This window comes from Celeribacter halophilus (assembly GCF_018860305.1).
Taxonomy (GTDB): Bacteria; Pseudomonadota; Alphaproteobacteria; order Rhodobacterales; family Rhodobacteraceae; genus Celeribacter; species Celeribacter halophilus_A.
The window spans coordinates 29,574-53,472 of record NZ_JAHKPE010000013.1 but is presented as its reverse complement, the minus strand read 5'-3'; the positions used below and the strand labels follow the sequence as shown (position 1 = coordinate 53,472).

22 protein-coding genes and 1 tRNA gene are annotated in these 23,899 nt (G+C 58.5%); 10 read left to right on the top strand and 13 right to left on the bottom strand.

Going from position 1 to position 23,899, the window contains the following annotated elements; translation table 11 throughout:
• Positions 1-9: 9 nt before the first annotated feature.
• The 6 genes from KO492_RS01925 to KO492_RS01900 all read right to left on the bottom strand — a co-directional run bounded on the left by KO492_RS01925 (position 10) and on the right by KO492_RS01900 (position 4,238).
• Positions 10-468, bottom strand: coding sequence for a low molecular weight phosphatase family protein (locus KO492_RS01925; protein ID WP_216043422.1), 459 nt, complete (start codon positions 466-468; stop codon positions 10-12).
• A gap of 4 nt (positions 469-472) precedes the next feature.
• Positions 473-949: a UPF0262 family protein gene (locus KO492_RS01920; RefSeq protein ID WP_066605804.1), complete on the bottom strand. Its 477-nt coding sequence runs from the start codon at positions 947-949 to the stop codon at positions 473-475.
• Positions 942-2,267, bottom strand: a complete 1,326-nt coding sequence (hisD, locus tag KO492_RS01915) for a histidinol dehydrogenase (protein WP_216043421.1) — start codon at positions 2,265-2,267, stop codon at positions 942-944. Before hisD ends, KO492_RS01920 begins: the two co-directional genes overlap by 8 nt.
• 61 nt (positions 2,268-2,328) lie before the next feature.
• Positions 2,329-2,808, bottom strand: a complete 480-nt coding sequence (locus KO492_RS01910; RefSeq protein WP_216043420.1) for a DUF2948 family protein — start codon at positions 2,806-2,808, stop codon at positions 2,329-2,331.
• Positions 2,808-4,076: a UDP-N-acetylglucosamine 1-carboxyvinyltransferase gene (gene murA, locus KO492_RS01905; RefSeq protein WP_216043419.1), complete on the bottom strand. Its 1,269-nt coding sequence runs from the start codon at positions 4,074-4,076 to the stop codon at positions 2,808-2,810. The genes KO492_RS01910 and murA overlap by 1 nt, the downstream gene beginning before the upstream one ends.
• A gap of 9 nt (positions 4,077-4,085) precedes the next feature.
• Complete coding sequence (locus KO492_RS01900; RefSeq protein ID WP_216043418.1) at positions 4,086-4,238, bottom strand: hypothetical protein; 153 nt, start codon at positions 4,236-4,238, stop codon at positions 4,086-4,088.
• A gap of 233 nt (positions 4,239-4,471) precedes the next feature.
• On the opposite strand from KO492_RS01900, the gene KO492_RS01895 reads away from it, so the two are divergent.
• Positions 4,472-4,546: transfer RNA gene (locus KO492_RS01895), tRNA-Thr, on the top strand.
• 248 nt (positions 4,547-4,794) lie between these two features.
• On the opposite strand, the gene KO492_RS01890 is transcribed toward KO492_RS01895, so the two are convergent.
• Complete coding sequence (locus tag KO492_RS01890) at positions 4,795-5,454, bottom strand: cupin domain-containing protein (protein WP_216043417.1); 660 nt, start codon at positions 5,452-5,454, stop codon at positions 4,795-4,797.
• A gap of 212 nt (positions 5,455-5,666) precedes the next feature.
• Between KO492_RS01890 and KO492_RS01885 the strand changes: the two genes are divergently transcribed.
• The 9 genes from KO492_RS01885 to KO492_RS01845 all read left to right on the top strand — a co-directional run bounded on the left by KO492_RS01885 (position 5,667) and on the right by KO492_RS01845 (position 18,028).
• A complete protein-coding gene (locus KO492_RS01885; RefSeq protein WP_216043416.1) occupies positions 5,667-6,845 on the top strand; it encodes a branched-chain amino acid ABC transporter substrate-binding protein in 1,179 nt (392 codons plus the stop codon).
• A 68-nt stretch (positions 6,846-6,913) separates the two neighbouring features.
• Positions 6,914-7,834, top strand: coding sequence for a branched-chain amino acid ABC transporter permease (locus KO492_RS01880; protein WP_066605771.1), 921 nt, complete (start codon positions 6,914-6,916; stop codon positions 7,832-7,834).
• A gap of 11 nt (positions 7,835-7,845) precedes the next feature.
• Positions 7,846-9,030, top strand: coding sequence for a branched-chain amino acid ABC transporter permease (locus KO492_RS01875; RefSeq protein ID WP_216043415.1), 1,185 nt, complete (start codon positions 7,846-7,848; stop codon positions 9,028-9,030).
• Positions 9,027-9,803: an ABC transporter ATP-binding protein gene (locus tag KO492_RS01870; RefSeq protein ID WP_216043414.1), complete on the top strand. Its 777-nt coding sequence runs from the start codon at positions 9,027-9,029 to the stop codon at positions 9,801-9,803. The genes KO492_RS01875 and KO492_RS01870 overlap by 4 nt, the downstream gene beginning before the upstream one ends.
• Before the next feature lie 4 nt (positions 9,804-9,807).
• On the top strand, positions 9,808-10,515 hold the full coding sequence (locus KO492_RS01865) for an ABC transporter ATP-binding protein (RefSeq protein WP_216043413.1): 708 nt from the start codon (positions 9,808-9,810) through the stop codon (positions 10,513-10,515).
• 22 nt (positions 10,516-10,537) lie between these two features.
• Positions 10,538-11,662 (top strand): M20 family metallopeptidase, encoded by a 1,125-nt coding sequence (locus KO492_RS01860; protein WP_216043412.1) that lies wholly within the window; start codon positions 10,538-10,540, stop codon positions 11,660-11,662.
• Positions 11,659-12,933, top strand: a complete 1,275-nt coding sequence (locus KO492_RS01855; protein ID WP_216043411.1) for an amidase — start codon at positions 11,659-11,661, stop codon at positions 12,931-12,933. The genes KO492_RS01860 and KO492_RS01855 overlap by 4 nt, the downstream gene beginning before the upstream one ends.
• Positions 12,934-13,292: 359 nt before the next feature.
• On the top strand, positions 13,293-14,543 hold the full coding sequence (locus KO492_RS01850) for a metallophosphoesterase family protein (RefSeq protein WP_216043410.1): 1,251 nt from the start codon (positions 13,293-13,295) through the stop codon (positions 14,541-14,543).
• Positions 14,540-18,028: an ATP-binding protein gene (locus KO492_RS01845; RefSeq protein ID WP_216043409.1), complete on the top strand. Its 3,489-nt coding sequence runs from the start codon at positions 14,540-14,542 to the stop codon at positions 18,026-18,028. Before KO492_RS01850 ends, KO492_RS01845 begins: the two co-directional genes overlap by 4 nt.
• 130 nt (positions 18,029-18,158) lie before the next feature.
• Here the strand turns inward: KO492_RS01845 and KO492_RS01840 are convergent, their stop codons facing one another.
• The 6 genes from KO492_RS01840 to KO492_RS01815 all read right to left on the bottom strand — a co-directional run bounded on the left by KO492_RS01840 (position 18,159) and on the right by KO492_RS01815 (position 23,838).
• Complete coding sequence (locus KO492_RS01840; RefSeq protein WP_216043408.1) at positions 18,159-19,139, bottom strand: asparaginase; 981 nt, start codon at positions 19,137-19,139, stop codon at positions 18,159-18,161.
• A gap of 11 nt (positions 19,140-19,150) precedes the next feature.
• A complete protein-coding gene (locus KO492_RS01835; protein ID WP_216043407.1) occupies positions 19,151-20,344 on the bottom strand; it encodes an ABC transporter substrate-binding protein in 1,194 nt (397 codons plus the stop codon).
• Positions 20,344-21,465 (bottom strand): CobW family GTP-binding protein, encoded by a 1,122-nt coding sequence (locus KO492_RS01830; RefSeq protein WP_216043406.1) that lies wholly within the window; start codon positions 21,463-21,465, stop codon positions 20,344-20,346. The genes KO492_RS01835 and KO492_RS01830 overlap by 1 nt, the downstream gene beginning before the upstream one ends.
• Positions 21,462-21,794: a hypothetical protein gene (locus tag KO492_RS01825; RefSeq protein WP_216043405.1), complete on the bottom strand. Its 333-nt coding sequence runs from the start codon at positions 21,792-21,794 to the stop codon at positions 21,462-21,464. The genes KO492_RS01830 and KO492_RS01825 overlap by 4 nt, the downstream gene beginning before the upstream one ends.
• Before the next feature lie 74 nt (positions 21,795-21,868).
• The gene (locus KO492_RS01820) at positions 21,869-22,747 is read right to left on the bottom strand and encodes a polysaccharide deacetylase family protein (protein ID WP_216043404.1); all 879 of its coding nucleotides are present in this window, start codon (positions 22,745-22,747) and stop codon (positions 21,869-21,871) included.
• Between the two features lie 23 nt (positions 22,748-22,770).
• Positions 22,771-23,838, bottom strand: a complete 1,068-nt coding sequence (locus KO492_RS01815; RefSeq protein WP_216043403.1) for an ABC transporter ATP-binding protein — start codon at positions 23,836-23,838, stop codon at positions 22,771-22,773.
• Between the last annotated feature and the right edge of the window lie 61 nt (positions 23,839-23,899).

Below are 23,899 nucleotides of genomic sequence, written 5' to 3'. Positions count from 1 at the left end.
CTTCATACATCAATCCTCACGCGGCGGTCCGAAACGGGCCTGCATCCGCGTGATGATCTGGTCGCGCGCCTGACGATAGGCGTCGAGCTTGGCCTCACGGCTCTCCCCGATCCCCGTCGGGTCCATGATCTGCCAGTATTCCACATCAAGATGATAATAACGGGTGAGTTCGAGCGCCTGACGTTGCGAGGCCGGCGAGAGCGCAACGATCAGATCATAAGAAGAAATATCATCGCCCCAATCCTTGAGGTCTTCAAAGGAACGGGCGCGATGGCGATGCAATTCGACCCCCATCTCGTCACAGACCGCAACGGCAAACCCGTCCACATCGAGATCGGAGCGCACGCCTGCGGATTGCACATAGACCTCGCAGCCGTAGAACTTTTTCATCAACCCTTCGGCCATGGGCGAGCGCACCGCGTTATGGTCGCAGCAGAACAGAACCGAATGAGGGAGATCTGCCGCCACGCATTTACCTCCAGTGCAACACGCATATCAGGGTAAACAGACGCCGCGCCGTGTCGATGTCCACATCCGCCTTGCCTTCGAGACGTTCCTGCAAGACCCGCGCACCTTCGTTGTGAATACCGCGCCGCGCCATATCAATGGCTTCAATCTGGCTGGGCGGCATTTTCTTGACCGCATCGAAATAGCTTTCACAAATCTGGAAATAGTCTTTCACGACCTGCCGGAACGGCCCGAGGGAAAGGTGGAACTCCGCCGCTTTCTCTCCCGTCTCGGAGGTCAGATCAAACACCAGCCGCCGTTCGCGGATCGCCAGACCCAGCTTGAACGGCCCCTCCGGCACCGTGCGATCCTCCCGTGCGGGCAAGGAAAAGGAATTGTCTTCCAGAAGATCGAAAATCGCGACTTTGCGCTCCTGTTCGATCTCGGGGGTCGGCGGGGCCAGCCCCGTGTCGTCAATCTCGACAGAGATCAGTTTACTCATCACACTCCCCATCCGCACCTGCGTTCAGACGATCCAGCCGCGCCCGCACGGACAGCCCGTGCGCTTCGAGGCTTTCCGAGGTCGCCAGACGCTCCGCCGCCGGACCGATGGCCTTGAGCGCCTCGGGAGACATCTTGGCAAGTGTTGTGCGTTTGAGAAAGTCCAAAACGGACAGTCCCGACGAAAACCGTGCCGAGCGCGCCGTGGGCAGAACATGGTTCGGGCCGCCGACATAGTCCCCGATGGCCTCCGGCGTCCATGCACCGAGGAAAATCGCCCCCGCGTGATGGATTTTTGCGGAAATCGCATCCGGATCCTCGACACACAGCTCAAGGTGTTCCGGCGCGAACCGGTCCGACAGCATCGCCGCCTCGTCAAGATCGCGCACGGTGACGACAACGCCGAAGTCAGCCCAGCTTTTGCCCGCAATCGCACGGCGCTCCAGCGTCTCCAGCCGTTTCTCGACGGCCTGCGCCACGGCGGCCCCGAACTCCGCATCATCGGTGATGAGAATCGACTGGGCGCTCTCGTCATGTTCGGCCTGAGACATCAAATCCACAGCAATCCAGTCGGGATCATTGTGCTTGTCGGCAATCACCAGAATTTCCGACGGGCCCGCAATCATGTCGATCCCCACCTTACCGAATACGCGACGCTTGGCAGCGGCGACAAAGGCATTGCCCGGTCCGGTGATCTTGTCCACAGGCGCAACCGTCTCTGTCCCGTAGGCCAGTGCGGCAATCGCCTGCGCGCCGCCGATGCGGTAAATCTCGTCCACGCCCGCAATCCGCGCGGCCATGAGCACCAGAGGATTGGCCACCCCGTCCGGTGTCGGCACACAGATCGCCAGACGCTCGACGCCCGCGACCTTGGCCGGAATGGCATTCATCAGGACCGACGACGGGTAAGAGGCCAGCCCGCCCGGCACATAAAGCCCCGCCGCAGACACAGCCGTCCAGCGCCAGCCCAGCGTGGCCCCGTCGGGATCGGTCCACATCTGGTTATCGGGCATCTGGCGCACGTGATAGGCGCGGATGCGTTGGGCGGCGAGTTCCAGCGCCTCGCGATCCGCCGCAGACACTTGCGCACACAAGGATTCGATCTCACCTTCGGAAAACCGCAAGCCCTCCGCAGTCAGCTCCAGCCGGTCGAATTTCGCGGTCAGTTCCAGCACGGCCGCATCGCCACGGCGGCGCACATCCGCGATGATCCCCGCCACGGCCTCGTCCACATCCGGACTATCCTCGCGCTTCATGGTCAAAAGCGCGGCAAAGCGGGTCTCGAAATCGGTATCCGTTGTGGACAGGAAATGGGGCATATCGGTCTCCTTGATCCTTTCGCCATACAGCGCCCACGGGCACCGGACAAGCGCTCAGGCCTCAGTCGTCGTGCGTTGGAATATGTTTGGACGGAGCCACATAGGGCCGCGTCACGTCTTTGAGCGTCACGTCCAGCGCCTCGACATCAAGAGCGATCTCTCCGTCTCCGGCCAGCGTAATCTCCACCGTGCCCATGCCGTCCTCGGCAGGGATGAAGGACAACGCGAGAATCGACAGGATCATCTCCTTGTCATCCGCAGGCACGCCCGAAGACCGCGCCGCCATCACATCGTCAAAGACCAGCACGGCTTGCACACGTTCAACCGGTCGTCCCCGCTTCTCGGCGGCTTCGACATCTTCCCAGCGGAAGCGGTTGACCAGAAGCGCGAAGCGGCGGCGGCTGGCGTCATAGGAAATTTCTCCCATCGGCACGACCGCGTCCTGAGCCAGCGCCGAGATCACCTTCAGGTCATCCGCGTCCAGCCCCTTGAGAAACAGCGGACGTTCACCGCCATCTTCGAATTTTGCATCTTCGACCATCAGCTTTTGATCCTTTCGACCTGCGCCCCGATGCCGGACAGTTTGCGCTCGATAAACTCGTAACCGCGATCAAGGTGATAGACCCGCGAGACCACGGTTTCCCCTTCAGCGGCCAGCCCCGCAAGAATAAGCGACACGGAGGCGCGCAAATCTGTGGCCATCACCGGCGCACCTTTGAGTTTCTCGACACCATGCACCGTGGCATGTCCGCCATGCACTTCGATATTCGCGCCCATACGGATGAGTTCCGGCGCGTGCATGAAGCGGTTTTCGAAAATCGTTTCTTCCAGCACAGATGTGCCCTCCGCCGTACAGAGAAGCGCCATCATCTGTGCCTGCAAATCGGTCGGGAATCCGGGGAACGGTTCGGTGGTCACATCGACCGCCTGCACCCGTCCGTTCTTGCGTGACACGGTGAGGCCGCGCTCGTTCTCTTCGACCGAGACACCAGCCTGTTCGAGCTTGGCCACGAAACTCTCCACCAAGGACAGCTTGCCGCCCAGACAGGTGACTTCGCCACCACAGATCGCAGGGGCCAGCATGAATGTGCCCAGTTCGATCCGGTCGGTGACAACGGGATGGGTCGCGCCGTTCAGCCGGTCCACCCCCTGAATTTCGATCCGCGAGGTCCCTGCCCCTTCGATCTGCGCGCCCATTTTATTGAGGCAATCAGCAAGATCGACAATCTCCGGCTCGCGCGCAGCGTTTTCCAGCACGGAGGTGCCCTTGGCCAGCGAGGCCGCCATCAGGAAGTTCTCTGTCGCGCCCACAGAGGGGAAGCGCATCTTGTGGACCGCGCCTTTCAGACGCCCGCCCGCGACCTTCGCGTGCAGATAGCCGTCTTTCAACTCGATCTGCGCCCCAAGCGCCTCCAGAGCCGTGGTGTGCAAATCCATCGGACGCGCGCCAATGGCACAACCACCGGGCAGCGACACAACCGCATGCCCCAGACGCGCCAGCAAAGGCCCGAGCACAAGGTTCGAGGCCCGCATCTTGCGCACGATTTCGTAGTCGGCCACCGGATTGATTTCGCCATGACACGACATGGCCTGCACCTTGCCCTCCTGCAAAGAGGACACCTCCGCCCCCAAAGAGGCCAGAAGCGCGGTCATTGTCTTGATATCCGACAGGCGCGGTGCGTTGGTGAGCGTCAGCGGCTCATCAGACAACAACGTCGCCGGCATCAAAGCCAGACAGGCGTTTTTCGCTCCGGCAATCTCGATATCGCCACTCAGAGGCCCATTGCCCCGCACCAGAATTGAATCCATGCCCTTGCCTCACTCGTCTTTATCGGTCTTGTCGATTGCTTTTCGCGCACGCGCCTGTGCCTTGCGTCGCTGAAGATTGGCCTTCAGAGCCGCCTTTAGCCTGTCTTCGCGGGCATTCTCCGGTTTTCCGGGTTTCCGTTTGGGATCAGTCTTGTCTCTCATGGCTCCCCATGTAGCCAAAGCACCGCCCCCCGTCCAGCCTTAGAGGCATGGCACACTAGGGTTTCCCCGCGCCACCGCGCACCGGCCAAGACCCGCACCAGCCCGCTTCGAAACAGGGCGACAGAAAGAAACTTTGCCCAGATGCAAAATTTTCTCGAAAATCCGCTTGCGCCCCCGACCGATCACGTCTAATTAGCCGCCCACAGCAACGGTGACACACCAATGCAACCGGCGCTGCTGTAGCTCAGAGGTAGAGCACTCCCTTGGTAAGGGAGAGGTCGAGAGTTCAATTCTCTCCAGCAGCACCATCAATTTCCCTTATTTCTCAAATACTTCAGAGAAAACAGGCCTTTACTGGGGTTGATGTGTTACACAAAGGTGTGACACATGGCTTTCGCTATGCCCCATCTCGTCCCACGAAAAAAATGGTGTCTCGACCTTCGCATTCCTGCGGATGTGCCAAGGACTGGACCCATTAATTGTGGTCGGGAGTTCTGAATCACTGCGGCTCCGAATGGAGCGATGAGATGAGTGATTTCTGGCTATGAGGCCTGACCTAAAAAGTTGGCGGAGTATTCACCCATAAAATGCGGGTCGTGCCGTCGAAAGTATTCCGGTACCGATGTGGAAGCGCAGAAGCGAAGTAGAAAGAGTCGCCCTGCACCAACGGAATAACCTCACCATTCACGCAAAGTTCAGCCGCGCCTTCGAGAACATACCCGATTTCTTCTCCATCGTGACGAATGTCTCCGCCACTGTCCGCTCCGGGTTCGAGAGTGTGAATATTCGCATCAAGCATTGTGCCCGCATAAGTCGGGGAGAGGCGCTCAATGTAGATAGCCGGTTGATCACTTTGTCGCCTCACCATGACCGATGGCCGTTCTCCATGGCGGTAGAGGCTGACATCCTGACCGCCGGCCTCCCTGAACAGTTGTAAAATAGACGTGCCCAGAGCCGCTGTAATTTGATGCAGTGTTTTAAGAGACGGAGATGCCTGTTCTGTTTCGATTTTTGAGAGCATGGAAAGCGAACAGCCAGCCCGGTCGGCCAGCTGTTTGAGCGTAAGGCCTTTATTTTGACGCTCTGCACGCAACCGTGCCCCGAGGTCCTGAATCGGCATTTGTCCTTGATCCGAGTTTTCCATGGCGGGCCTTCGATCTTCAGCGGTTTCTTGGTTTTCTGTATGAGCAATATGGGGCGGTTTGCAATCCGGCATAAAGTCATTCTTCTCCAACGAGCATTTGAATGTCACAAGGGTGAATAATTGCCCAAACTTTCACCAAAATAAAAAATTTTCTAAATTAATTGGAAATTTCCCAATTAATTTGAATGTGGTTCAAATTTTCCTCCATACAGACACATGAAACGTATCAGTTGGCATCTTTTAGCCTACTGCAACCTTATTGAATGAAAAGTGGGAAAACTGTCATGACACACTCCGGAAACCGGCGCACACTCATCTCCGCTGCGCTTGCAGCCTCTCTTTCCCTAAGCTTCGCAAGCGGGGCACTGGCCAAGGACACCGTCAAAGTCGGCTTCATCGGGCCGCTCACCGGCGGGGTCTCCAGCATTGGACTTGGCGGCCGCAACTCTGCCGAACTTGCTGTCGCGCTGCGCAATCAAGACCCAGATGCCAAATACGAATATGAGTTGGAAGTTCTGGATGATGAATGCAAACCCAACGTCGGCGTGCAAGTCGCCACAAAGCTCGCCGCAAGCCGCGATGTTCTAGGCGCTGTCACACATTATTGTTCTTCTGTCGCCATGGGCGCCGTTGATATCTATCACAAGTTCAACTTGCCTGTGATTGTGTGGGGGGCTGTGCTGCCTGATATTACCTACGGGAACGACTATACCGAAGTGCATCGTATCAACGGGACCATGATCAACCAGAACGAAGCGGCTGCCAAGTTCATGACAGATCAAGGATATAAAACCTGGGCCATCATTCATGACACAACGGACTATGGCAAAGGTCACAACGAATATTTCTCCAAATATCTGGCAGAAAACGGTGGCGAGATCCTTGGCACATTCGGTGTGACTTCGGATCAACAGGATTTCACGGCCGAGCTCACCAAAATCAAACAGATGAACCCCGAAGTGGTTTACTTCGGTGGCCTGACCCCTCTCGCCGTTCGCATTCGTCAACAAATGGACAAACTGGGCATCGACGCTCAATTCCAAGGTGCGTCCGGCCTCAAATCCGAATCCTACTTTACCGGTTTGAGTGGCGATCTGGCCGAAGGCACCGTCACCTTCCTCGAAGGCGCACCTGCCGAAAAACTTCCGGGCGGCGAATACTTCATGGCCGAATATGAAAAAGAAGGATATGGCGAGTCATTCGAAGCCTACGGTCCTTTCTCCTTTGCGGCTATGAACCTGCTCATGGATGCAATTGAAGAAGTCGGTGCCGATCGTAAAAAGGTGACCGAATATCTTGCCGATGTTCAGGAACACGCCTCCATCACCGGACCTGTCACATTTGACGAACACGGCCAGAACACCGTTGCGTTGATTACGCCATATGTCGCTCAAGATGGTGAATGGGTTGTCTGGTCAGATAGCGCATATGCCGATGGCACGCGCACACTGACAGGCAAGTAATTCATAGGAACTTATCGGGGCGGGCTGCACATTGCATCCTGCCCTCTTCTCTTGTTGGAGGTACACCGATGGATATCGGTCTCTTTGGTCAATATTTGGCCAACGGTGTCATGTTAGGAACAATGTACGCCCTCGTGGCTGTCGGTTTCACACTGTTTTTCGGTGTGCTTGATGTGATTAAATTTTCCCACGGCGATGTCCTTATGCTGGGCTCGTTCACGGGGTTTACAGTTTATATCGGTCTCTTGTCTCTCGGGATCGAAAACCCTTGGGTCATGATTGCTGCAATTCTGGTGGTGTCCATTATCACCACCGCGGCTCTTGGCGCGATCATCGCACGTTACTTGGTGTTGCCGTTAAAATCGGCTCCGCCCCTCAACATTCTTCTCATCACCCTCATGCTCGGAACAGCCATTCGCGAGGCTGTGCGGTTGTTCTACCCCGACGGGTCCAACCCCAAAGCCTTCCCTGCCCTGTTGCCTACAGCTTCGGTCGACTTGGGTGGTTTTGCTCTACGCGCCGACAGTGTCATCCTTGTTGCCGCAGGCATTGCCGTGATTATCGGATTGAATCTGGTGATCAACCGGACCCGTTTGGGCCTCGCAATCCGTGCTGTTGCACAGGATGAAGAGACCGCAAAAATCATGGGCATCAATTACACGATGATTGTGCTGGTCACCTTTGCAATCGGCTCGGGTGCGGCGGCTTTTGCCGGGATCATGAATGGCCTTTACTACAATGAGGTCAATTTCGGCATGGGCCTGTTGTTGGGGCTCATCGGGTTTTGCGCCGCCATCATCGGTGGTCTGGGCAATATCTACGGTGCGATTTTAGGGGGCTTCCTCTTCGCAGGGCTGCAAACCATTGGCGCCGTCGCATTGCCTTTTGCCAGTGCATACAAGGACGTCTTCGCCTTTGGTGTGGTCATTGCGCTGATGGCCTGGAAACCAACCGGACTGATTGCTGAACGCAGCAGCGACCGAGTTTGAGGGCTTTTGACATGCAAAACAAAACAATACCTGACACAAGCTGGATGGGCCTCCCGCATTTGGCCGTTGGTCTCATCGTCATCGCCGTCATCGCACTCTTCGGGTGGCAATTCCTGTTGGCCGACTCTGAAATCGCCGTGCTCGGCATGGTCGCACTCGCGGCTGTTGCGGGGTTCGGAGTAGGTAAAACCGGTCTGAACAAGAGCATGTCTGCGGCCATGCGCAATCATGGACGCAGCATGAATATCGCTATTCTTCTGGCTTTGGTCTGTGTGATTTTTCTGCTGGGCGGAGAGCATTTCCCGCTGTTGATGCTGACCACGACGCTGCTCTACATGACTGTAGCCTTCGGGTTGAACGCACAATTTGGCTTGACCGGCATGGTCAATTTCGCGGGTGCCTCCTTCTTCGGCGTCGGCGCCTATACCGCTGCGGTTCTAACCAATCACAGCGCCCTGCCCCCCATCCTCATTCTGGTCGCAGGCGGCGTCTTCTCCGCCTTGATCGGATGTTTGTTGATCGTGCCCGTTGTGCGCACTGCCGGTCACTATTCAGCCGTGGTGACCATCGCGTTCAGCGTCATGTTCAAGACATTTCTCGAGGTCAATGACGTGCTTGGCGGCCCGCAAGGCTTGATGGTCGGCTCCATGAAAACCTTTGGCTGGGACTTCAACTCAAGCCCTTTACTAATGGGCATGGAACTGTCCTTCTACGTTAACTACGCCCTTCTCGGCGCCGGACTGGCCGCGCTTGCGTTCATGTTCGTGCAACGGCTTGAGCGCTCCTGGATTGGCCTCACTCTCGACAGCGTCCGTCTGGATGAAACCGCATCTGCCTGCTTTGGCTTGAACGTGGTTCGCGCCAAAGTGCTGGCGTTTACATTCGGCAATATTCTCATCGGTGTAGCCGGCGCACTTTACGGCATGATGATCAGCTTCATTGCCCCCAACAGCTTCAGCTTTTCCGACAGTCTCTTGATGGTCGCAATCGTTCTTCTCGGCGGATTGGGAAGCCTTTGGGGGACAGCCCTCGCAGCCGTCATCGTCGTTCTTTTGCCCGAGAAACTGCAAATCCTTCAGGAGTATCGCTTCTTGCTCTTCTCCGTCGTTGTGATCCTCATGCTTCTCTTCCGGCCAGAAGGTTTGATGCCCCGAAAAGTCCGCAGCTACTTTCCGAACTGGAGGCCTGAACAATGAGCGAAGTGCTTCTCGAATTTAAGAACCTTGGCAAAAATTTCGGGGGTGTCCGCGCTCTCGACGGGTTCGACATGCAAGTCAAACGCGGCGAAATCATCGGGCTGATCGGCCCGAACGGGTCCGGCAAAACCACCAGCTTCAACCTGATAACCGGCATCTATGCCCCAAGTCAGGGGGAAGTGCATTTTGACGGGGCCGACATTACCGGCATGAGTGCGCGCAAGGTGTATGAGGCCGGCATTGCAAGGACATTCCAACGCTCGCGCCTGTGCCTGCCTTTGTCGATCTTTGACAACATCATGATCGGCAACCACGCACGGCTGAACACCGGCCTCTGGTTCAACCTGTTCCAGCGTCGTGCCCTTCGTGGTCAAATCGAAGAGTTTTACACGCAAGCGCGGGACCTCGTGGCAGGCTTTTCCGAAGATCTGGCCGGTCGGATGTTCGACCCTGTCGGCTCTCTGCCCATGATCGAGCGCCGCCGGATCGAAATTTGCCGTGCATTGATCTCCAAACCCAAATTACTGTTGCTGGACGAACCTTCAGCAGGGATGACACATGACGAAACCGCCCAGATGATGGATGATATTCTGGCCGTGCGTGACCGCATGGGGGGGCTGTCGATCATCATTATTGAACATGAAATGGGCGTGATCGAGCGTTTGTGCGACCAATGCGTCGTGCTCAGCTATGGCCGGAAGATCAGTGAAGGCAGCTATGCGCATATCGCCGCCGATCCGGAAGTCCAAAGCGCCTATCTGGGGATGGATTGATACAATGAGCTCTATCAAAATTGAAAATGTCTTCACCGCCTATGACAAAGCGGATGTCCTCATGGATGTCTCGCTTGAGGTGTTCTCCGGAAAAATCACCTGCTTGCTCGGCTCGAACGGAGCTGGCAAGTCGACATTGATCCGCTCCATCCTCGGGCTGACACCTCCACGATCCGGTCGTATCCTCGTAGGCGACAAAGACATCACAGGCACCGCAACCCACAAAGTCGTCGCGGAAGGGATCGCATGTATCCCCGAAGGCCGGAAAATGTTTCCAAAACTCACCGTGACCGAGAACCTTCGTCTCGGCGCGTTTCAGGTCACGGACGAAAGCCTCATTCGCGAGCGACTGGATACTGTGTTCACCACATTCCCACGACTGGCGGAACGGCGTGACCAGCTTGCCGGCACGATGTCCGGAGGGGAGCAAGCCATGGTGTCGATTGGCCGTGGCTTGATGGGAGGGCCGCGTATCCTGTTGATCGACGAGCCGTCTCTGGGTCTGTCCCCGCTTTATGTCAAAGAAAACTTCAAGATCATTGAAGGAATCCGCAACAGCGGCATCACAGTGTTTCTGGTGGAGCAAAACGTGCGCCAAACACTTGCAATTGCGGATTATGGGTACGTTTTGTCGGGTGGCCGTGTGGTCGCTCAGGGCACGGCTGATGCACTAAAGGAAGACGAGGAAGTTTATGCAGCCTATTTCGGATAAGGTCGGCGAACAGCAACATAATATGGATGTTATTGAATTGACCCGACGACTGGTTCAATTCGACACGGTCAACCCGCCCGGAAACGAACGCGCTTGCGCTCAGGAACTTCAGACACTTCTTGCGACGGCAGGATTTGAAACGTCACTAACCGACATGGGTGAGGGCCGCGCCAATTTGATCGCATATCTTGGAGATGGTTCCGGCGCACCTTTGGGCTTCACCGGCCACCTAGACACAGTGCCTTTGGGGGCACAGGATTGGCAGCATGACCCCTTTGCCGGCATTATTGAGGGCGGGCGTCTCTATGGTCGTGGCACAACCGATATGAAAGGCGGCGTGGCAGCCTTTGTTGTCGCCTGTCTGAAAGAGGCCGACATATTGCGAAACGGCCCCGGTGTTGTTCTGTTGATCACAGCGGGCGAAGAAACCGGCTCCGATGGCGCCAAGGCCATGGTCGCGCAAGGTGTGCCCCATGTTCCCGGCGCATTAGTTGTGGCGGAACCCACTTCAAACCGACCGCTTGCCGGACACAAAGGGGCCTTGTGGCTGCGCGTGATTACCGAAGGCAAAACCGCGCATGGGTCCATGCCTGAACAAGGCGTGAATGCCGTCGTCGCCGCCGCTCGTGTCATCCAGAAACTCGTTGCCTTCGATTTTCAAGTTCCTTCCCACCCCGACATGGGCGCACCGACATTGAATATCGGGACAATCTCTGGTGGGCTGAACCTGAATTCCGTGCCGGACCGCGCCGAGATCGGAGTGGATATTCGCAGCGTGAGCGGACAAAAACACGAAGACCTGCGCGCAGCGTTGACGGCTCTTCTAGGATCTGATGGTCGTATCGAACCCATCATTGATCTGCCATCCGTGTGGACCGACCCCGAACACCCTTGGCTCGGGCAGGTCTGCAAAACGGTTGCGAAAGTGACCGGAGACACACACACGCCTGGATGCGTCAGCTATTTCACCGACGCTTCCATTTTCACTCCTGCTTTCGACACCGTGCCAACGGTTGTTTTGGGACCAGGAGAGCCGACCGTGGCGCATATGACCGATGAGTATTGTGAAGTCAAAAAGCTGCAAGACTCGGTTGGGATTTACGTCGAACTCATACGACGTTGGAACACCTCGGACGCAACATCATGACCGACACTCCTCAAACCGCGCTTGAAGCCCTCGCAGCATTTGATGCCGGAACGTTGACGCCGGAAGCCTATCTGGACGCCCTTTTGGACCGTTGCGCACAAACTGAATCCGATGTGCGTGCATGGAGCCATCTTGATCCGAGCACCGCCAGACGCGAGCTTGCGCAGGCCCAAAGAACGGGCGCATTGCGCGGCTTGCCTCTGGGCGTGAAAGACCTCTTTCATGTTAAATCCATGCCGCGCAGCTGTGGCTCTCCGATCTATGCAGATTATATGTCGAGCGTGGATGCCTCTGTTGTGGCCTTGGCCCGACTTGCGGGCGCATATGTCATGGGCAAAACTGAGACCACCGAATTTGCCACATACAAACCCGCTCCGACCCGCAACCCGACATCTTTGGCACACACACCCGGAGGCTCCTCCAGCGGATCGGCCGCCGCCGTCGCCGCAGGGATGGTGCCATTGGCATTCGGATCACAAACGGCAGGCTCTGTCATCCGTCCAGCCGCCTATTGTGGCGTTGTGGGCTATAAACCCAGTTTCAACCTTATTGATACGTCCGGCGTCAAAGGGCTGTCTCGCAGTTTTGATACCATTGGCGTCTTCGCCCGCAGCGTCTCTGACGCAGCCCTGTTGGTGGAAGCCGTAACGGGCCAGCCCTTTTTGCAAGCCACGCAGAACGTCTCGGCCCCCTCCGTGTTGGGCCTGTGCCAATCTCCTGTCTGGAATGAAATCGAACCGGAGATGCAAAGCGCATGGGATCGCCTGTGCGCCCGACTTCAAACCAAGACCTCCACCCGAGACATTGTTCTCCCCCCGCCTTATGCAGGCGCTGTGCAAGCACATCCCATGATTATGGCGCAAGAAGCATTTCAGGCCTTGGCCTATGAATGGCAAGCCCACCGCGACCTCCTAAGCCCCGCTTTGCGCGATATGCTTGCCAACGGACAAACCCGAACAAGCACACCCCACAATGATGATCGCGTGATGATCTCCACATTGAAGGCGCGCTTTGAAGCTGATTTGGGCAACACACCCATTTTCATCACCCCGTCCGCGCCCGGCGCCGCTCCCGCCTATGAGACAGGGACCGGATCGCCCGTATTTAACCGCTTGTGGACTCTTTTGGGCGCACCCTGCGTCAATGTCCCCGGCCTCAAAACATCAGACCAGCGCCCACTTGGGATACAGGTCGTTGGCCCTATCGGGCAGGATGCAGAAGTTCTCAATGTGGCGACATGGCTGGCGGACGTCTTGATGGATGATGGTTAGAGTTCAGATTTACGGAAATGAACTGGACCACATTTTGCTGCAATATCGCGTGCATTCATCAGCACCGTTGAAACCTCTATGAGCTATGACTACTGTCCGAAACTGCTTCATATCGTGCAGATTTCGCCCCTCATCGTTCTGATTTCAAAAAATAATACCTGTGTTTACGACGACCATCATCACCACCAAAGATTGATGCGCGCCCGCGCCACCGTGTGACACAGAAATCTCGGCATCGGAGACAAATGCAAGAGCGTGACAGGAGCAATTCCCGCTGATACACACTTTACGTTAGAAGAGATCGGCGCTTTCATTGTGAGCCGAGACATATAGTCAAACCATTACCTCCGGCATTTCCAGTGATTAAAATTCTCCACACCGCTGACATCCACCTCGATTCACCGTTGCGCTCTCTGGCCCTGCGCGATGCGGAGCTGAGGGAGACGGTGATGGCAGCGTCGCGCAAGGCCTTCAGCCGCCTTGTCGATGTCGCCCTCTCCGAACAGGTCAGCGCGGTGCTGATTGCGGGGGATCTCTTTGATGGCAGGGAACGCAGCGCACGGACCGGCGCCTATCTGACCGGCGAGTTGGACCGGCTCCGCGCGGCGGGGATCAAGGTGTTTTACATCAAGGGCAACCACGATGCCGAAAACCCGATCACAGGGTCGCTTGACCTGCCCGACAATGTGCATGTCTTCGACGCCCGCGGCGGAAAGGTTCAGGTAACAGACGAGGTCTGGGTCCACGGCGTCAGCTTTGCCCAGAAACACGCCCCGGACAGCCTGCTGCCGCGCTTCCAGCCCCCCGTGGCGGGGGCGGTGAATATTGCCATGCTGCACAGTTCTCTGGCCGGTGCCGAGGGTCATGACGTCTACGCGCCCTGTCGCGTGGCGGATCTGTGCGCGATGGGGTTTGACTATTGGGCGCTCGGGCATATCCACAAACGTCAGGTGCATAGCGAGGCCCCTTGGGTCGTCATGCCCGGCATTCCGCAGGGGCGCGACATTGGCGAGGCCGGGCCGAAATCCGCAAGCCTTCTGACGATTGAGCGCGGCGGGATCACCGTGGCGGAAGTGCCGACCTCTGTGGTGGAATTTCAGAACAGCACGCTGGACATCACAGGTACCGAGGATGACGACGCGCTGCGCAGGATGTTGCGAGCGCATCTGTCCGAGCTTCGCCAAAGCATTTCCGCCCCCACCGGCGTGGTGCGCCTGACGCTGACGGGGCAGTCCAGACGCTACTGGCAAATCCTGCGTGATCGCGATGTCTGGACCGAACAACTCTGCGACATGATGCGTGCGGCGGGGGATCTCTGGCTCGACAAGCTGATGCTCGATATTGCGCCCCATGAGACCGCCACCACCAGTGCCGCAGAGACCACCGGCGCCGTGGGCGAGCTATCCGCCACGATGCAAGCCATCAGCACAGAACCCGGCTTTACCTCCATCGCCCAAGAGGAAGTCACCGCCGTCTTGCAAGACCTGCCCCCTGCCCTGCGCGCGCGGCTCATGCCGGATGAGGCCGCGCGGGATGCCCTCACACAAGAGCTGGCCCAAGGCGGCGTCAACCGTGTTCTGGCCTTGATGAAAGGGGTGGAAAACACATGAGACTCCAGCGCCTCGACCTTGACCGTTTCGGACATTTCACCGACCGCAGCTTTGACTTCGGCACAGGTCTCGGCGCGGGTGGAGACCGTCCTGATTTCCACATCATCTACGGGCCGAACGAGGCCGGGAAAACCACCACGATGGAGGCCGCGCTCCGGCTGTTCTATGGCTTCCCGATGCGCGAGGGCTATGCGTTCAAACATCCGCGCAACAACCTTCAGGTCTCTGCCACGCTGGAGATCGACGGCACGGTGCGGCGCTTCACCCGCCTGCCCAAACGCAGCGGCGCGCTTGTTGACGAGACCGGCACGGTCTTGCCGGAAACCGCACTATCGGCCCATCTGGCGGGGCTTTCCGAAGAGGACTACCGTCAACTGCTATGCCTTGACGACGAAACCATCGAGCGCGGCGGCGAAGAGATCGCCAATGCACAAGGCGACATTGGACGGCTGCTGTTTTCGGCCGCAGCCGGCGTGGCCGATCTCAGCGGGGTGCTTGATGGCGTGCGCGAGCGGGCCGACACACTCTGGAAGAAACGTGGCCGGACCACGCGCATTGCCGAACTGAAGCGTGAACTCGCCACAATTGAAAGCGAGATACGGGAAAGCGATGTTTCCGCCAGCGCATGGAAAGGGCTGAAACACACGCTGTCTCAGGCGCAGCACGCCGAGGAAGAAGCGCGCGTCACCCGCAACGCGCTCTTTGCCACCAAGGCACGGATCGAGGGCCAAAGACGCGCCCTGCCCCTTATGGCGGAGATCAGCGCACTGGAGGCCCGTATCAACGCCCATCCGGACACACCGGTTCGGCTTGATTTCGATCCCGAACGGCTAATAGCGCTGCGCACCGATCATGGCACGGCCACCGCCAATATCGAACGCCTCACCAAAGAGATCGCCGCACTTGAGACGCAAATAGCCGAGATCACGGTTGACCCCGAACGTCTCGAACTGGCCGAAGATCTCGACGCGCTCCAAGACCTCAGCATCCGCGACAGAGGCGCACAGCTGGACCTGACCCGCCGGAAAGGCGAACTCCGCGCGGCAGAGGCGGCCATGAACCGTGCAGCGCAGGACTTGGGCGCGGCGAAAGATGTGGACCCGCAGAGCCTCGCCCTGTCGCAGGTCGAAATTGCGCAGCTAGAACAGGCACGGGACGCCCTCATTGACGCCCGCAGATCGGCCCTCAATGAGGCGCGCGAACTGGACGATCTCACGGTAAAATACGACGCGGCAAAAGAGGCGCTGGTCGCCACCAAAGCCGCGACCGAGGCTACCATCGAGACCGCGCACAAGACCGCAGACGCCCCGCTTGATGCGCCGCGCGTCACCGACCTCCTCGCCCGTTTCGACGTGGACCGCCTTGCCCCCGCCCATGCCTCCGCCTTGCAAGCCATTCACGCCGCGGAGGCCCGAGCGCGCAAATCCCTCTCTGCGCTACGAATGGGTGCGGTCACATTCGAAACCCTGCCGCCCTGCCCCGGCACGCACGCGCAGGCGCAGGCTTGGGCCGAGCGCCACAATAAGCTCACCCGCGCCATACAGGACGCCCGCGAAAAATGCGCGGAACATCACGAAACGCTGGCAGCCCTGACCGCCCGTGCCGAAGCCCTGACCGCAAGCGGCACTGTCACCTCCGACCGTGAGGAAGAGACCCTCTTTGCCGCCCGCGAAGCGCGTTGGGCCGAGCATTTGAACACACTGGATGAGGACAGCGCACGCACCTTCCGCGAGGCCCTGCTCCAACATGACACCGCGATGAAAACCCGCGTGGCCCATGCCAGCGAGCTTGGCCAACTGCGCCAGATCGAACAGGACAAGGCAGAGGCACACACCCGCGCCGAACACGCCGAGGCGCGTTTGAAAGAGCTGCAAGCCGAATGCGCAGCCCTTGAGGCCAGCGTGACAGCAATGGCAGAGCAAGCGGGACTGCCCACGCCGCTGACGCCTGCCGAATGGCTGGATTGGGTGAGCCGCCATGCCACCGCCGAGGAGGACGCCGAAGCCCTCCGCACCACACAAGAGGCCAACCGCAGCACGCTTGAACGCGCCGAGCGCCTGTGCGCCGCCTTGGCCCCCGTCCTGCCCTTTGACCCTGTTGATCTGGACGAGGCCATGGTGGCCGCGCGACAAATCGCGGAAGCCGAGCGGCATCAGGCCGAAACTGTCGCCAAGGCCAGAGAGCACCTCGCACAGGCGCAGCACGATCTCGACAAGCGCAAAACGAAACATCAAGCCGCGCAATCCGCCGAAGCCAAAGCGCTGCAAAACTGGCAGGCGCTGATTGCGGCGCTCTTGGGGGATCAAGTCCAGCCCGACACGGTGATGGCCTCACTTGCCCCACTGCGGGACTTGCGCGAACAGGAAAAGGCCCGCGCAACGGCCCTGCGGCGGGTGGAAGCGATGGAAGCCGACCAGACCCGCTTTGCCCAAGAAGTCACACGTCTGGCCGAGGCGCAGGGGCTGGAGCTCCGCGACAGCGCCGCCGAGACCTATACCGCGCTGAGAGACCTCTGCGAACAGGCCCGCACAGCGCATGAGAAGGCCAAAGACCTCTCTGATGCCATCACGCGCGCGCAGGCTCAACTGTCCGCCAACACGGACCGGCTGCGCGAGATCGACCAAGAGGTTGCCACCATCGCCGCCGCCTTCCCTGATCCCGACGCCCTGACCGATATCGACGCACTGCGCCAGCGGGTACAACAGGCCGCGCAGGTCATCGCCGAGCGCGAGGAACTGGCGAGGCTGCGCCAGACGGTGATGGCCGAGCTGGATGTGCAGGACATGGATACGGCCCGCGCGCGTCTTGCCAACCTGTCTCTTGCAGAACTGGACGCCGCGACGGAGAGCAATCAAGCCGATCTGGCCCACGCGGAAGAGGCGCTGACACAGGCCATCGAGCGCCGCAGCACCGCCGCCGAGGCGCTCAAACAGGTCACGGGAGATGCCGACATCGCCACGCTGGAGGAAAAGAAAGCCACGCTGGAACTGGAACTCGAAGAGGCCGCCCGCGCCCATCTCGAACTTTCACTGGGGCATTATCTGGCTTCAGACGCCATCCGCCGCTATCGCGACAGCCACCGCAGCGGCATGATGGCCGCAACGGAACGCTGTTTTTCCGACCTGACCCGCGGTGCCTATCCGACGCTGAGCACACAGCCCGACCGCGATGCCGAAGTGCTCATGGCCGTGACCGCTGACGGCACCAGCAAACGCGCCAGCGAGATGTCGAAAGGCACACGCTTCCAGCTCTATCTGGCCCTACGCGCCGCCGCCCATGAACAGCTTGTCGCCCAAGGCACCTGCCTGCCATTCTTCTGCGACGATATCTTCGAAACCTTCGACGAAACCCGCACCAGCGCCGCCTGCCGCGTCATGGAAACCATTGGGCGCCGTGGACAAGCCATCTACCTGACCCACCACCGCCACGTCGTCGACATCGCCCAAAAGGTCTGCGACACGCCGCCTGTGGTTCATGAAATTTGAGACATATCCACGAACCATTACTTGAATGTCGCTCCGCACAATTGCGCAAATACACACATTGAGGTTCCGCAAATCGCCAAACAGTTCGAAAATTCTTTCTCGCGTCCTGTTCGCTCGCCACGCCCGGCTTTCAATGGTAACTGAAATAATGTGCGATTTCATCCATACCACACCCCGCTCCTAACAAAACCGCAAGCAGAAGACGGGCCTTAATTGCGCTCAAGTCTCCCGCAAGACAGGCGCCTGCATCGACGAGTGTCACCCCACCGCTGTCATTGCCATAAATCGCATGGGTTCGCCCTTCGTGGCAACGGGAGGCCACAATCACAGGGATGCCCTGCGCGACCAAAGTCTTAACCTCACTGGCGAAACCTTTTGGTGCATTACCCCGACCGAAGGCGGACAAGACTATGCCACTTGCCCCCTGCGCTGCAGCGACTTTCATTACGCGCGGGGACGAACCAAGGCCGAGCGCGATCAACTCGACATCGGGGTCAATACGGCTGGCGGAAATGGCTGGACGCGGTTGTGCGGGCTTCTGGTAGAGATATACCCGCCCCATATCGACCTCGCCGAGTTTTCCCTGCCCGACCGAACGGAATGTGTCGACGCGCGCGGTATGGGCTTTGGTCACATAGCGGGCACCGTGAATATCTCCCTCAAACAGGATCACCGCCCCCACGCCATGCAGCGCGGGACTGGCCGCAACACGTAAAGCATCAGCAATATTGCGCGGCCCGTCCGTGTCGGTCTGCCCCGCGTGACGCTGTGCCCCCGTAAAGACAACAGGTTTGTCGGAGGCCACAAGACACCAAGCGAGAAAGGCGCTTTCTTCCATCGTATCCGTTCCGTGAGTGACAACCACCCCATCCACAGCAGGATCGGCCAGAACTACGTCAATACGTGCGCAAAGACGGTGGATCGTTTCCAGATCAAGCGCATAGCTGCCTGCTGCCTCGAAATTCTCGACACGAACCGAGATGCCCTCTGGCGCCTCGTGGAGACTGGCGAGGAGGTCCTCACCACTGATCCCCGCCGTCACCGCGCTGGCATTCGCGTTTTTCGCGGAGGCGATCGTGCCTCCCGTGGCCAAAAGCGTTACATTCTTCATCGGGATCATCCTCAGCTTACGCGTCGCTGGACGCGGTGTTTTTGCGCAGCCAGCGCCACCAGTTCTTTCCAGCGGCGAACGACGTAATTGTGTTCGTCCATCGTGGTATTCCAAATCGCAATATTGCGCCCTCGCGCCTTCCACGACCCGCCCGCACGGATATGCCCCGCTTTGATTGCAACGCGGCCTTCGACATCCGTCAAATCCTGACGCGCGGGCAGCCCCTCATACCAGTAATCCCAATACTCGGCTGGCAATTGCTCCTTCACCGGCCCGGATGCGGACATGTAATAGCCCTGCTTGGCCACAACTGCCCCCGCGTATCCACCAAGATACCAGTTGAGCCACTCATAGGCCTGATCCAGACGCCGCCCGGCGAGATGCCGCGACAGGCACATGCCTCCGTGCCACGCGCGATAGCCCTCCTTGGGGTGCGCTTGACGTGCGCGAATGCCTTTGCGTCGCATCTCGACAATGGTTGGAGACCAGATCGAGGCCAGTTTTAACTCGCCATTCTGGAACCGCTCAACAGGTTCGTCGGCCCGCAGCCAAAAAGGGCGTAAATGCCCGCGTGCGACAAGCGCTTTTGCTTCGTCAATCAGGCGGTCGATTTCCGCGACAGTCATATTGCCCATGTCCTTGAACTGAATCCGACCCGCCGCAGACAGAGCCATGGCAAGGTCAAACAGGCCAATAGCGGGTTCATCAACCAAGGCCACCTGACCCGCCCAACGCGGATCGACGAGCGCGGCCCAGCTGCCGATATCCTGATCCACGTCCAGCCCCGTCGTCTCGACGCCAAAACTGTCGAAATTGTAGAAGGTAGGCAGCATGGAGATATAACGGCTCGGCACATCCGAGAGCGTCTTGTCTCGTTGCACATAAAGTCTGGACGCGGGCACATCACCCGCCGCGCAGGTGCCTTTCTCAGGCAGAACACGCGACAGATCGTCAAGCGCGTCCCATTTCTCGATCCGCTTGGTGTCGATGGCCTGCACCGCACGCCAATACCAAACGATATCGAGGTTGTGGAAACACTGGTCGTAAACATCAAAACTTTCGGGCGCGAAGGCGGCTGTGCGCTGTGCGCTATTGAAATCCTTTTCGATGAATTCCAGAGGGAATCCCAAATCCGCCTCCGCGCGCGCTTGAAAACTGCGCCACGGCTGAATTTCAGTGGTCAGGATACGAAGCGGTTTGGTCATTATGCAACGGCTCGCACACGATCAGTTCCCATGAACGCCTCAAACGAGCGCCGAATGCGCTCGGGTTCGATGCCTTCGAGAATGAACACAAGCCGCGACTGTCGCTGGGGCTGGCCGTTCGCGTCGACGGGCCAATTCTCCATATGCGTGGGCGCGTGCACCAAGTGCTGGACGCCGTGGATCGCAACGGGTCGATCCTCGCCTTCGATCGCCAAAATACCCTTCACCCTAAAAATCCTGTCGCCGTAATGATGTAACAAGAGCGTAAGCCAAGTTCCGAACATTGTCCAATCTATACCATCATCAATCTGAAGGAAAAAGCTCGTAACACCAAGGGCTTCGTCGTGATGACTGTGGGCGTGGTGGTGATGTGCGTGATCATGGTGGTCGTGATGATCATGCACGACATCGGCGCCACGGTTATCGGAATGATGGTGGTGATGTTCATCGTGATCGCAAGTGCCAGCGGCGCAGGCCGCCTCTTGTGATCCTACGGGAGCCAATGCCTGCGCCCCCTCCAGAACCGCCGGCCCGAAATCTTGCATAATCCGCGCAACGGGGTCCATGCTTGTCAACACCGTGGCGGCGGGATTGATCCGTAACAGCCGCCGACGCAGGGCCGCCTCCGCCCCCTCAGGCGCAAGATCGGTTTTGGTCAGGAGAATCCGATCTGCCGCTGCAATCTGGCGCACGGCTTCGGCACGGTGTTCGACCTGCATCTCGGCGTTGACCGCATCCACCGTGGTCATCACGCCGCCATTGGTGAAATGGGAACGCAACACGGGATGCGCAGTCAGGGTTTGAAGCACGGGATAGGGATCGGCCAGACCTGTAGACTCGATCACAACGCGATCAAAATCCAACTCCCCCCGCGCGCGCATGGAGTGCAGATTGGAGAGCGCATCGGCAACTTCCCCGCGCACAGTGCAACAGATGCAGCCCGATTTGAGCAACACAACATTCTCGTCGATGCGGTCCAGCAGATGGTGGTCCAGCCCCACCTCGCCAAATTCGTTGACCAGAACCGCCGTGTTTTCCAGCGCGGGATCACGCAAGAGCCGTTGAAGCAGTGTGGTTTTCCCCGAACCAAGAAAACCCGTCAGAAGGATAACAGGAGTCATGCACGTGCCCCCTCTTCCATCCATGCGATCAGTTCCTCGTCCAACGGGTCGAAACCGCGCGAGGCCAACGTCTCGGCCTCGGGCCAGAGATGCGACAGCGCCTCGAACACGCTCGACGCGCCCGTGGGCGAGGTCACGACATAGGAACGCCCTTGCCAGACATCGAGCTTGAGGCGACGGAAGGACAAAACGGCATTGGCCGATTTCAATCGACGCGCAGTTTCAACGCGACGGGCGTGGTCGTCATGGTTGCGCGAATACACACCCGGTCGCGCAACCGCGTTTGTCCAATGATCATCACAGCCTAGAATGCCACAAAGAGAACACATACCCTGCCCCTGTCGTTTACTATGGTTTCGCCTGAATAAAGAACGCGGGCGGCGAACCGCCCGCGCATCCGCGCTTAGCCGCGCGGGAACTTCTTGTCGTAGTTGTCGGCCATCTCGTCCATTGTCACGAACTTCACACCCTCATGGGAGGCCATGTGCTTGAACAGTCGTTCCAGCATCAAAAGCACCTGCGGACGGCCCGAAACATCGGGGTGGATGGTGATCGGGAAGACCGCGTAATCCATATTGTCGTAGACCCAATCGAACTGGTCTTTCCACATCTGTTCAATGTCACGCGGATTGACGAAGCCGTGCGAGTTGGGGGATTTCTTGATGAACATCATCGGCGGAAGATCGTCGAGATACCAGTTGGCGGGGATTTCGATCAGATCGGTTTCTTCCCCGCGCACCAAGGGTTTCATCCAGTCCTCGGGTTTGCCCGCATAGTCGATCTTGGTCCAAGTGTCGCCCACGCGCACGCGGTAAGGCTCAAAGTCCTTGTGCATCAGCGAGTGGTCATACTTGATGCCTTTTTTCAAAAGCAACTCGTTGGTGACATTGGAAAACTCCCACCACGGCGCAACGTAGCCCGTGGGCCGCTTGCCCGAAAGCTCGGTGATCAGGTCGATACATTTGTCGAGTACCGCCTCTTCCTGCTCGGGCGTCATAGCAATCGGGTTTTCGTGGCTGTAGCCGTGAATGCCGATCTCATGACCGCGCTTGGCGACTTCGGCCATTTGCTCGGGGAAGGTTTCCGCCGAATGGCCCGGAATAAACCAGGTTGTCTTGATGTCCAGTTTGTCGAACAGGTCGAGAAGCCGCATCGAGCCGACTTCGCCAGCGAAAACACCGCGCGAAATATCGTCGGGGCTGTCCTCGCCGCCATAAGACCCGAGCCAGCCGGCGACGGCGTCCACATCAATGCCGAAACCTACAAGAATTTCTTTTGTCATGGGGTAGTCTCCTTTTTAGATGATCAAGCGTGAATGAGAGTGACGGAGGCCGGATCGACGCCAAGCGTCACCGGCGCACCAAGGGAAATCGCACGAACGTCTTCGCGGTCGGCCTGCACCTCGACGGCCACCTCGCGATGTTCGTCAAGGCGGACTTTGAGGTGCCCCACAGAGCCGACGATCTGGCGGCTGGCCAGCGTCCCGCTCAGGTGGATTTCGTCGGGCGTTCCCAACGGTTTGATGCGGAAGGCTTCGGCAGGGACAACGGCCATTGTCTCATCCCCGCGCCCGACTCCGCGCATCACTCCGTAGGGCGTCTCGATCAGACCAAAGCCAGTATCGGCGGCGCCTTTAGGCGTGCCCTCAATGAGCGTGTTCGCGCCGATAAAATCCGCAACGAACGGTGTTTGTGGTCTTCTGTATAAATCGCGCGGGGCGGAGATTTGTTCCACCACACCATTGGACATGACCACCACACGATCCGACAGGCCAAGCGCCTCGGACTGGGCATGGGTCACGAAGATGAAGGTGATGCCCAACTCGCGCTGCAACAGTTTCAATTCATTCTGGATGATGCGGCGCAAGTTGGCGTCCAGCGCCCCCAGAGGCTCGTCGAGCAACAGAATTTCGGGCTCAACCACCAGACCGCGCGCCAAGGCGATGCGCTGACGCTGCCCACCCGAGAGTTTGTCGGCCTTGCGATCGGCAAACTGTTCGAGGTCGAACATATCGAGAATACGGTCGACTTTCTGGTCCCGCTCGGCTTTGGGCGTCCCTTTGACATCTAGACCGAAAGCCACGTTCTCACGCACCGACATATGCGGGAACAACGCGTAATTCTGGAAAATCATCGAGGTCGGTCGCTTTTCGGGCGGCACATGGGTCACATTGCGACCCATCATCAAGACCTCGCCGTTGGTGATATCCTCGAACCCCGCAATCATGCGCAGCGTGGTGGATTTCCCGCAGCCACTCGGCCCCAGAAAGGCCACGAACTCCCCCTTCTCGACCTTGAGGTCGAAATCGGAGACAGCGACGGTGCCATCGGGATAGGTTTTGCCGACAGAAATCAGCTCAAGATCTTTGACCATGACGATCCGCTTTCATTTGGTAGTAGGGTTCAAAGGGCGCACACAGGGGAAGAGCAGAAAC

Bases quoted from the DNA above. Each gene is read 5' to 3' on its own strand.
- KO492_RS01920 (WP_066605804.1), bottom strand. From the start codon at position 949: ATGAGTAAACTGATCTCTGTCGAGATTGACGACACGGGGCTGGCCCCG.
- hisD (WP_216043421.1), bottom strand. From the start codon at position 2,267: ATGCCCCATTTCCTGTCCACAACGGATACCGATTTCGAGACCCGCTTT.
- KO492_RS01910 (WP_216043420.1), bottom strand. From the start codon at position 2,808: ATGGTCGAAGATGCAAAATTCGAAGATGGCGGTGAACGTCCGCTGTTT.
- murA (WP_216043419.1), bottom strand. From the start codon at position 4,076: ATGGATTCAATTCTGGTGCGGGGCAATGGGCCTCTGAGTGGCGATATC.
- KO492_RS01900 (WP_216043418.1), bottom strand. From the start codon at position 4,238: ATGAGAGACAAGACTGATCCCAAACGGAAACCCGGAAAACCGGAGAAT.
- KO492_RS01890 (WP_216043417.1), bottom strand. From the start codon at position 5,454: ATGCCGGATTGCAAACCGCCCCATATTGCTCATACAGAAAACCAAGAA.
- KO492_RS01885 (WP_216043416.1), top strand. From the start codon at position 5,667: ATGACACACTCCGGAAACCGGCGCACACTCATCTCCGCTGCGCTTGCA.
- KO492_RS01880 (WP_066605771.1), top strand. From the start codon at position 6,914: ATGGATATCGGTCTCTTTGGTCAATATTTGGCCAACGGTGTCATGTTA.
- KO492_RS01875 (WP_216043415.1), top strand. From the start codon at position 7,846: ATGCAAAACAAAACAATACCTGACACAAGCTGGATGGGCCTCCCGCAT.
- KO492_RS01870 (WP_216043414.1), top strand. From the start codon at position 9,027: ATGAGCGAAGTGCTTCTCGAATTTAAGAACCTTGGCAAAAATTTCGGG.
- KO492_RS01865 (WP_216043413.1), top strand. From the start codon at position 9,808: ATGAGCTCTATCAAAATTGAAAATGTCTTCACCGCCTATGACAAAGCG.
- KO492_RS01860 (WP_216043412.1), top strand. From the start codon at position 10,538: ATGGATGTTATTGAATTGACCCGACGACTGGTTCAATTCGACACGGTC.
- KO492_RS01855 (WP_216043411.1), top strand. From the start codon at position 11,659: ATGACCGACACTCCTCAAACCGCGCTTGAAGCCCTCGCAGCATTTGAT.
- KO492_RS01845 (WP_216043409.1), top strand. From the start codon at position 14,540: ATGAGACTCCAGCGCCTCGACCTTGACCGTTTCGGACATTTCACCGAC.
- KO492_RS01840 (WP_216043408.1), bottom strand. From the start codon at position 19,139: ATGAAGAATGTAACGCTTTTGGCCACGGGAGGCACGATCGCCTCCGCG.
- KO492_RS01835 (WP_216043407.1), bottom strand. From the start codon at position 20,344: ATGACCAAACCGCTTCGTATCCTGACCACTGAAATTCAGCCGTGGCGC.
- KO492_RS01830 (WP_216043406.1), bottom strand. From the start codon at position 21,465: ATGACTCCTGTTATCCTTCTGACGGGTTTTCTTGGTTCGGGGAAAACC.
- KO492_RS01825 (WP_216043405.1), bottom strand. From the start codon at position 21,794: ATGTGTTCTCTTTGTGGCATTCTAGGCTGTGATGATCATTGGACAAAC.
- KO492_RS01820 (WP_216043404.1), bottom strand. From the start codon at position 22,747: ATGACAAAAGAAATTCTTGTAGGTTTCGGCATTGATGTGGACGCCGTC.
- KO492_RS01815 (WP_216043403.1), bottom strand. From the start codon at position 23,838: ATGGTCAAAGATCTTGAGCTGATTTCTGTCGGCAAAACCTATCCCGAT.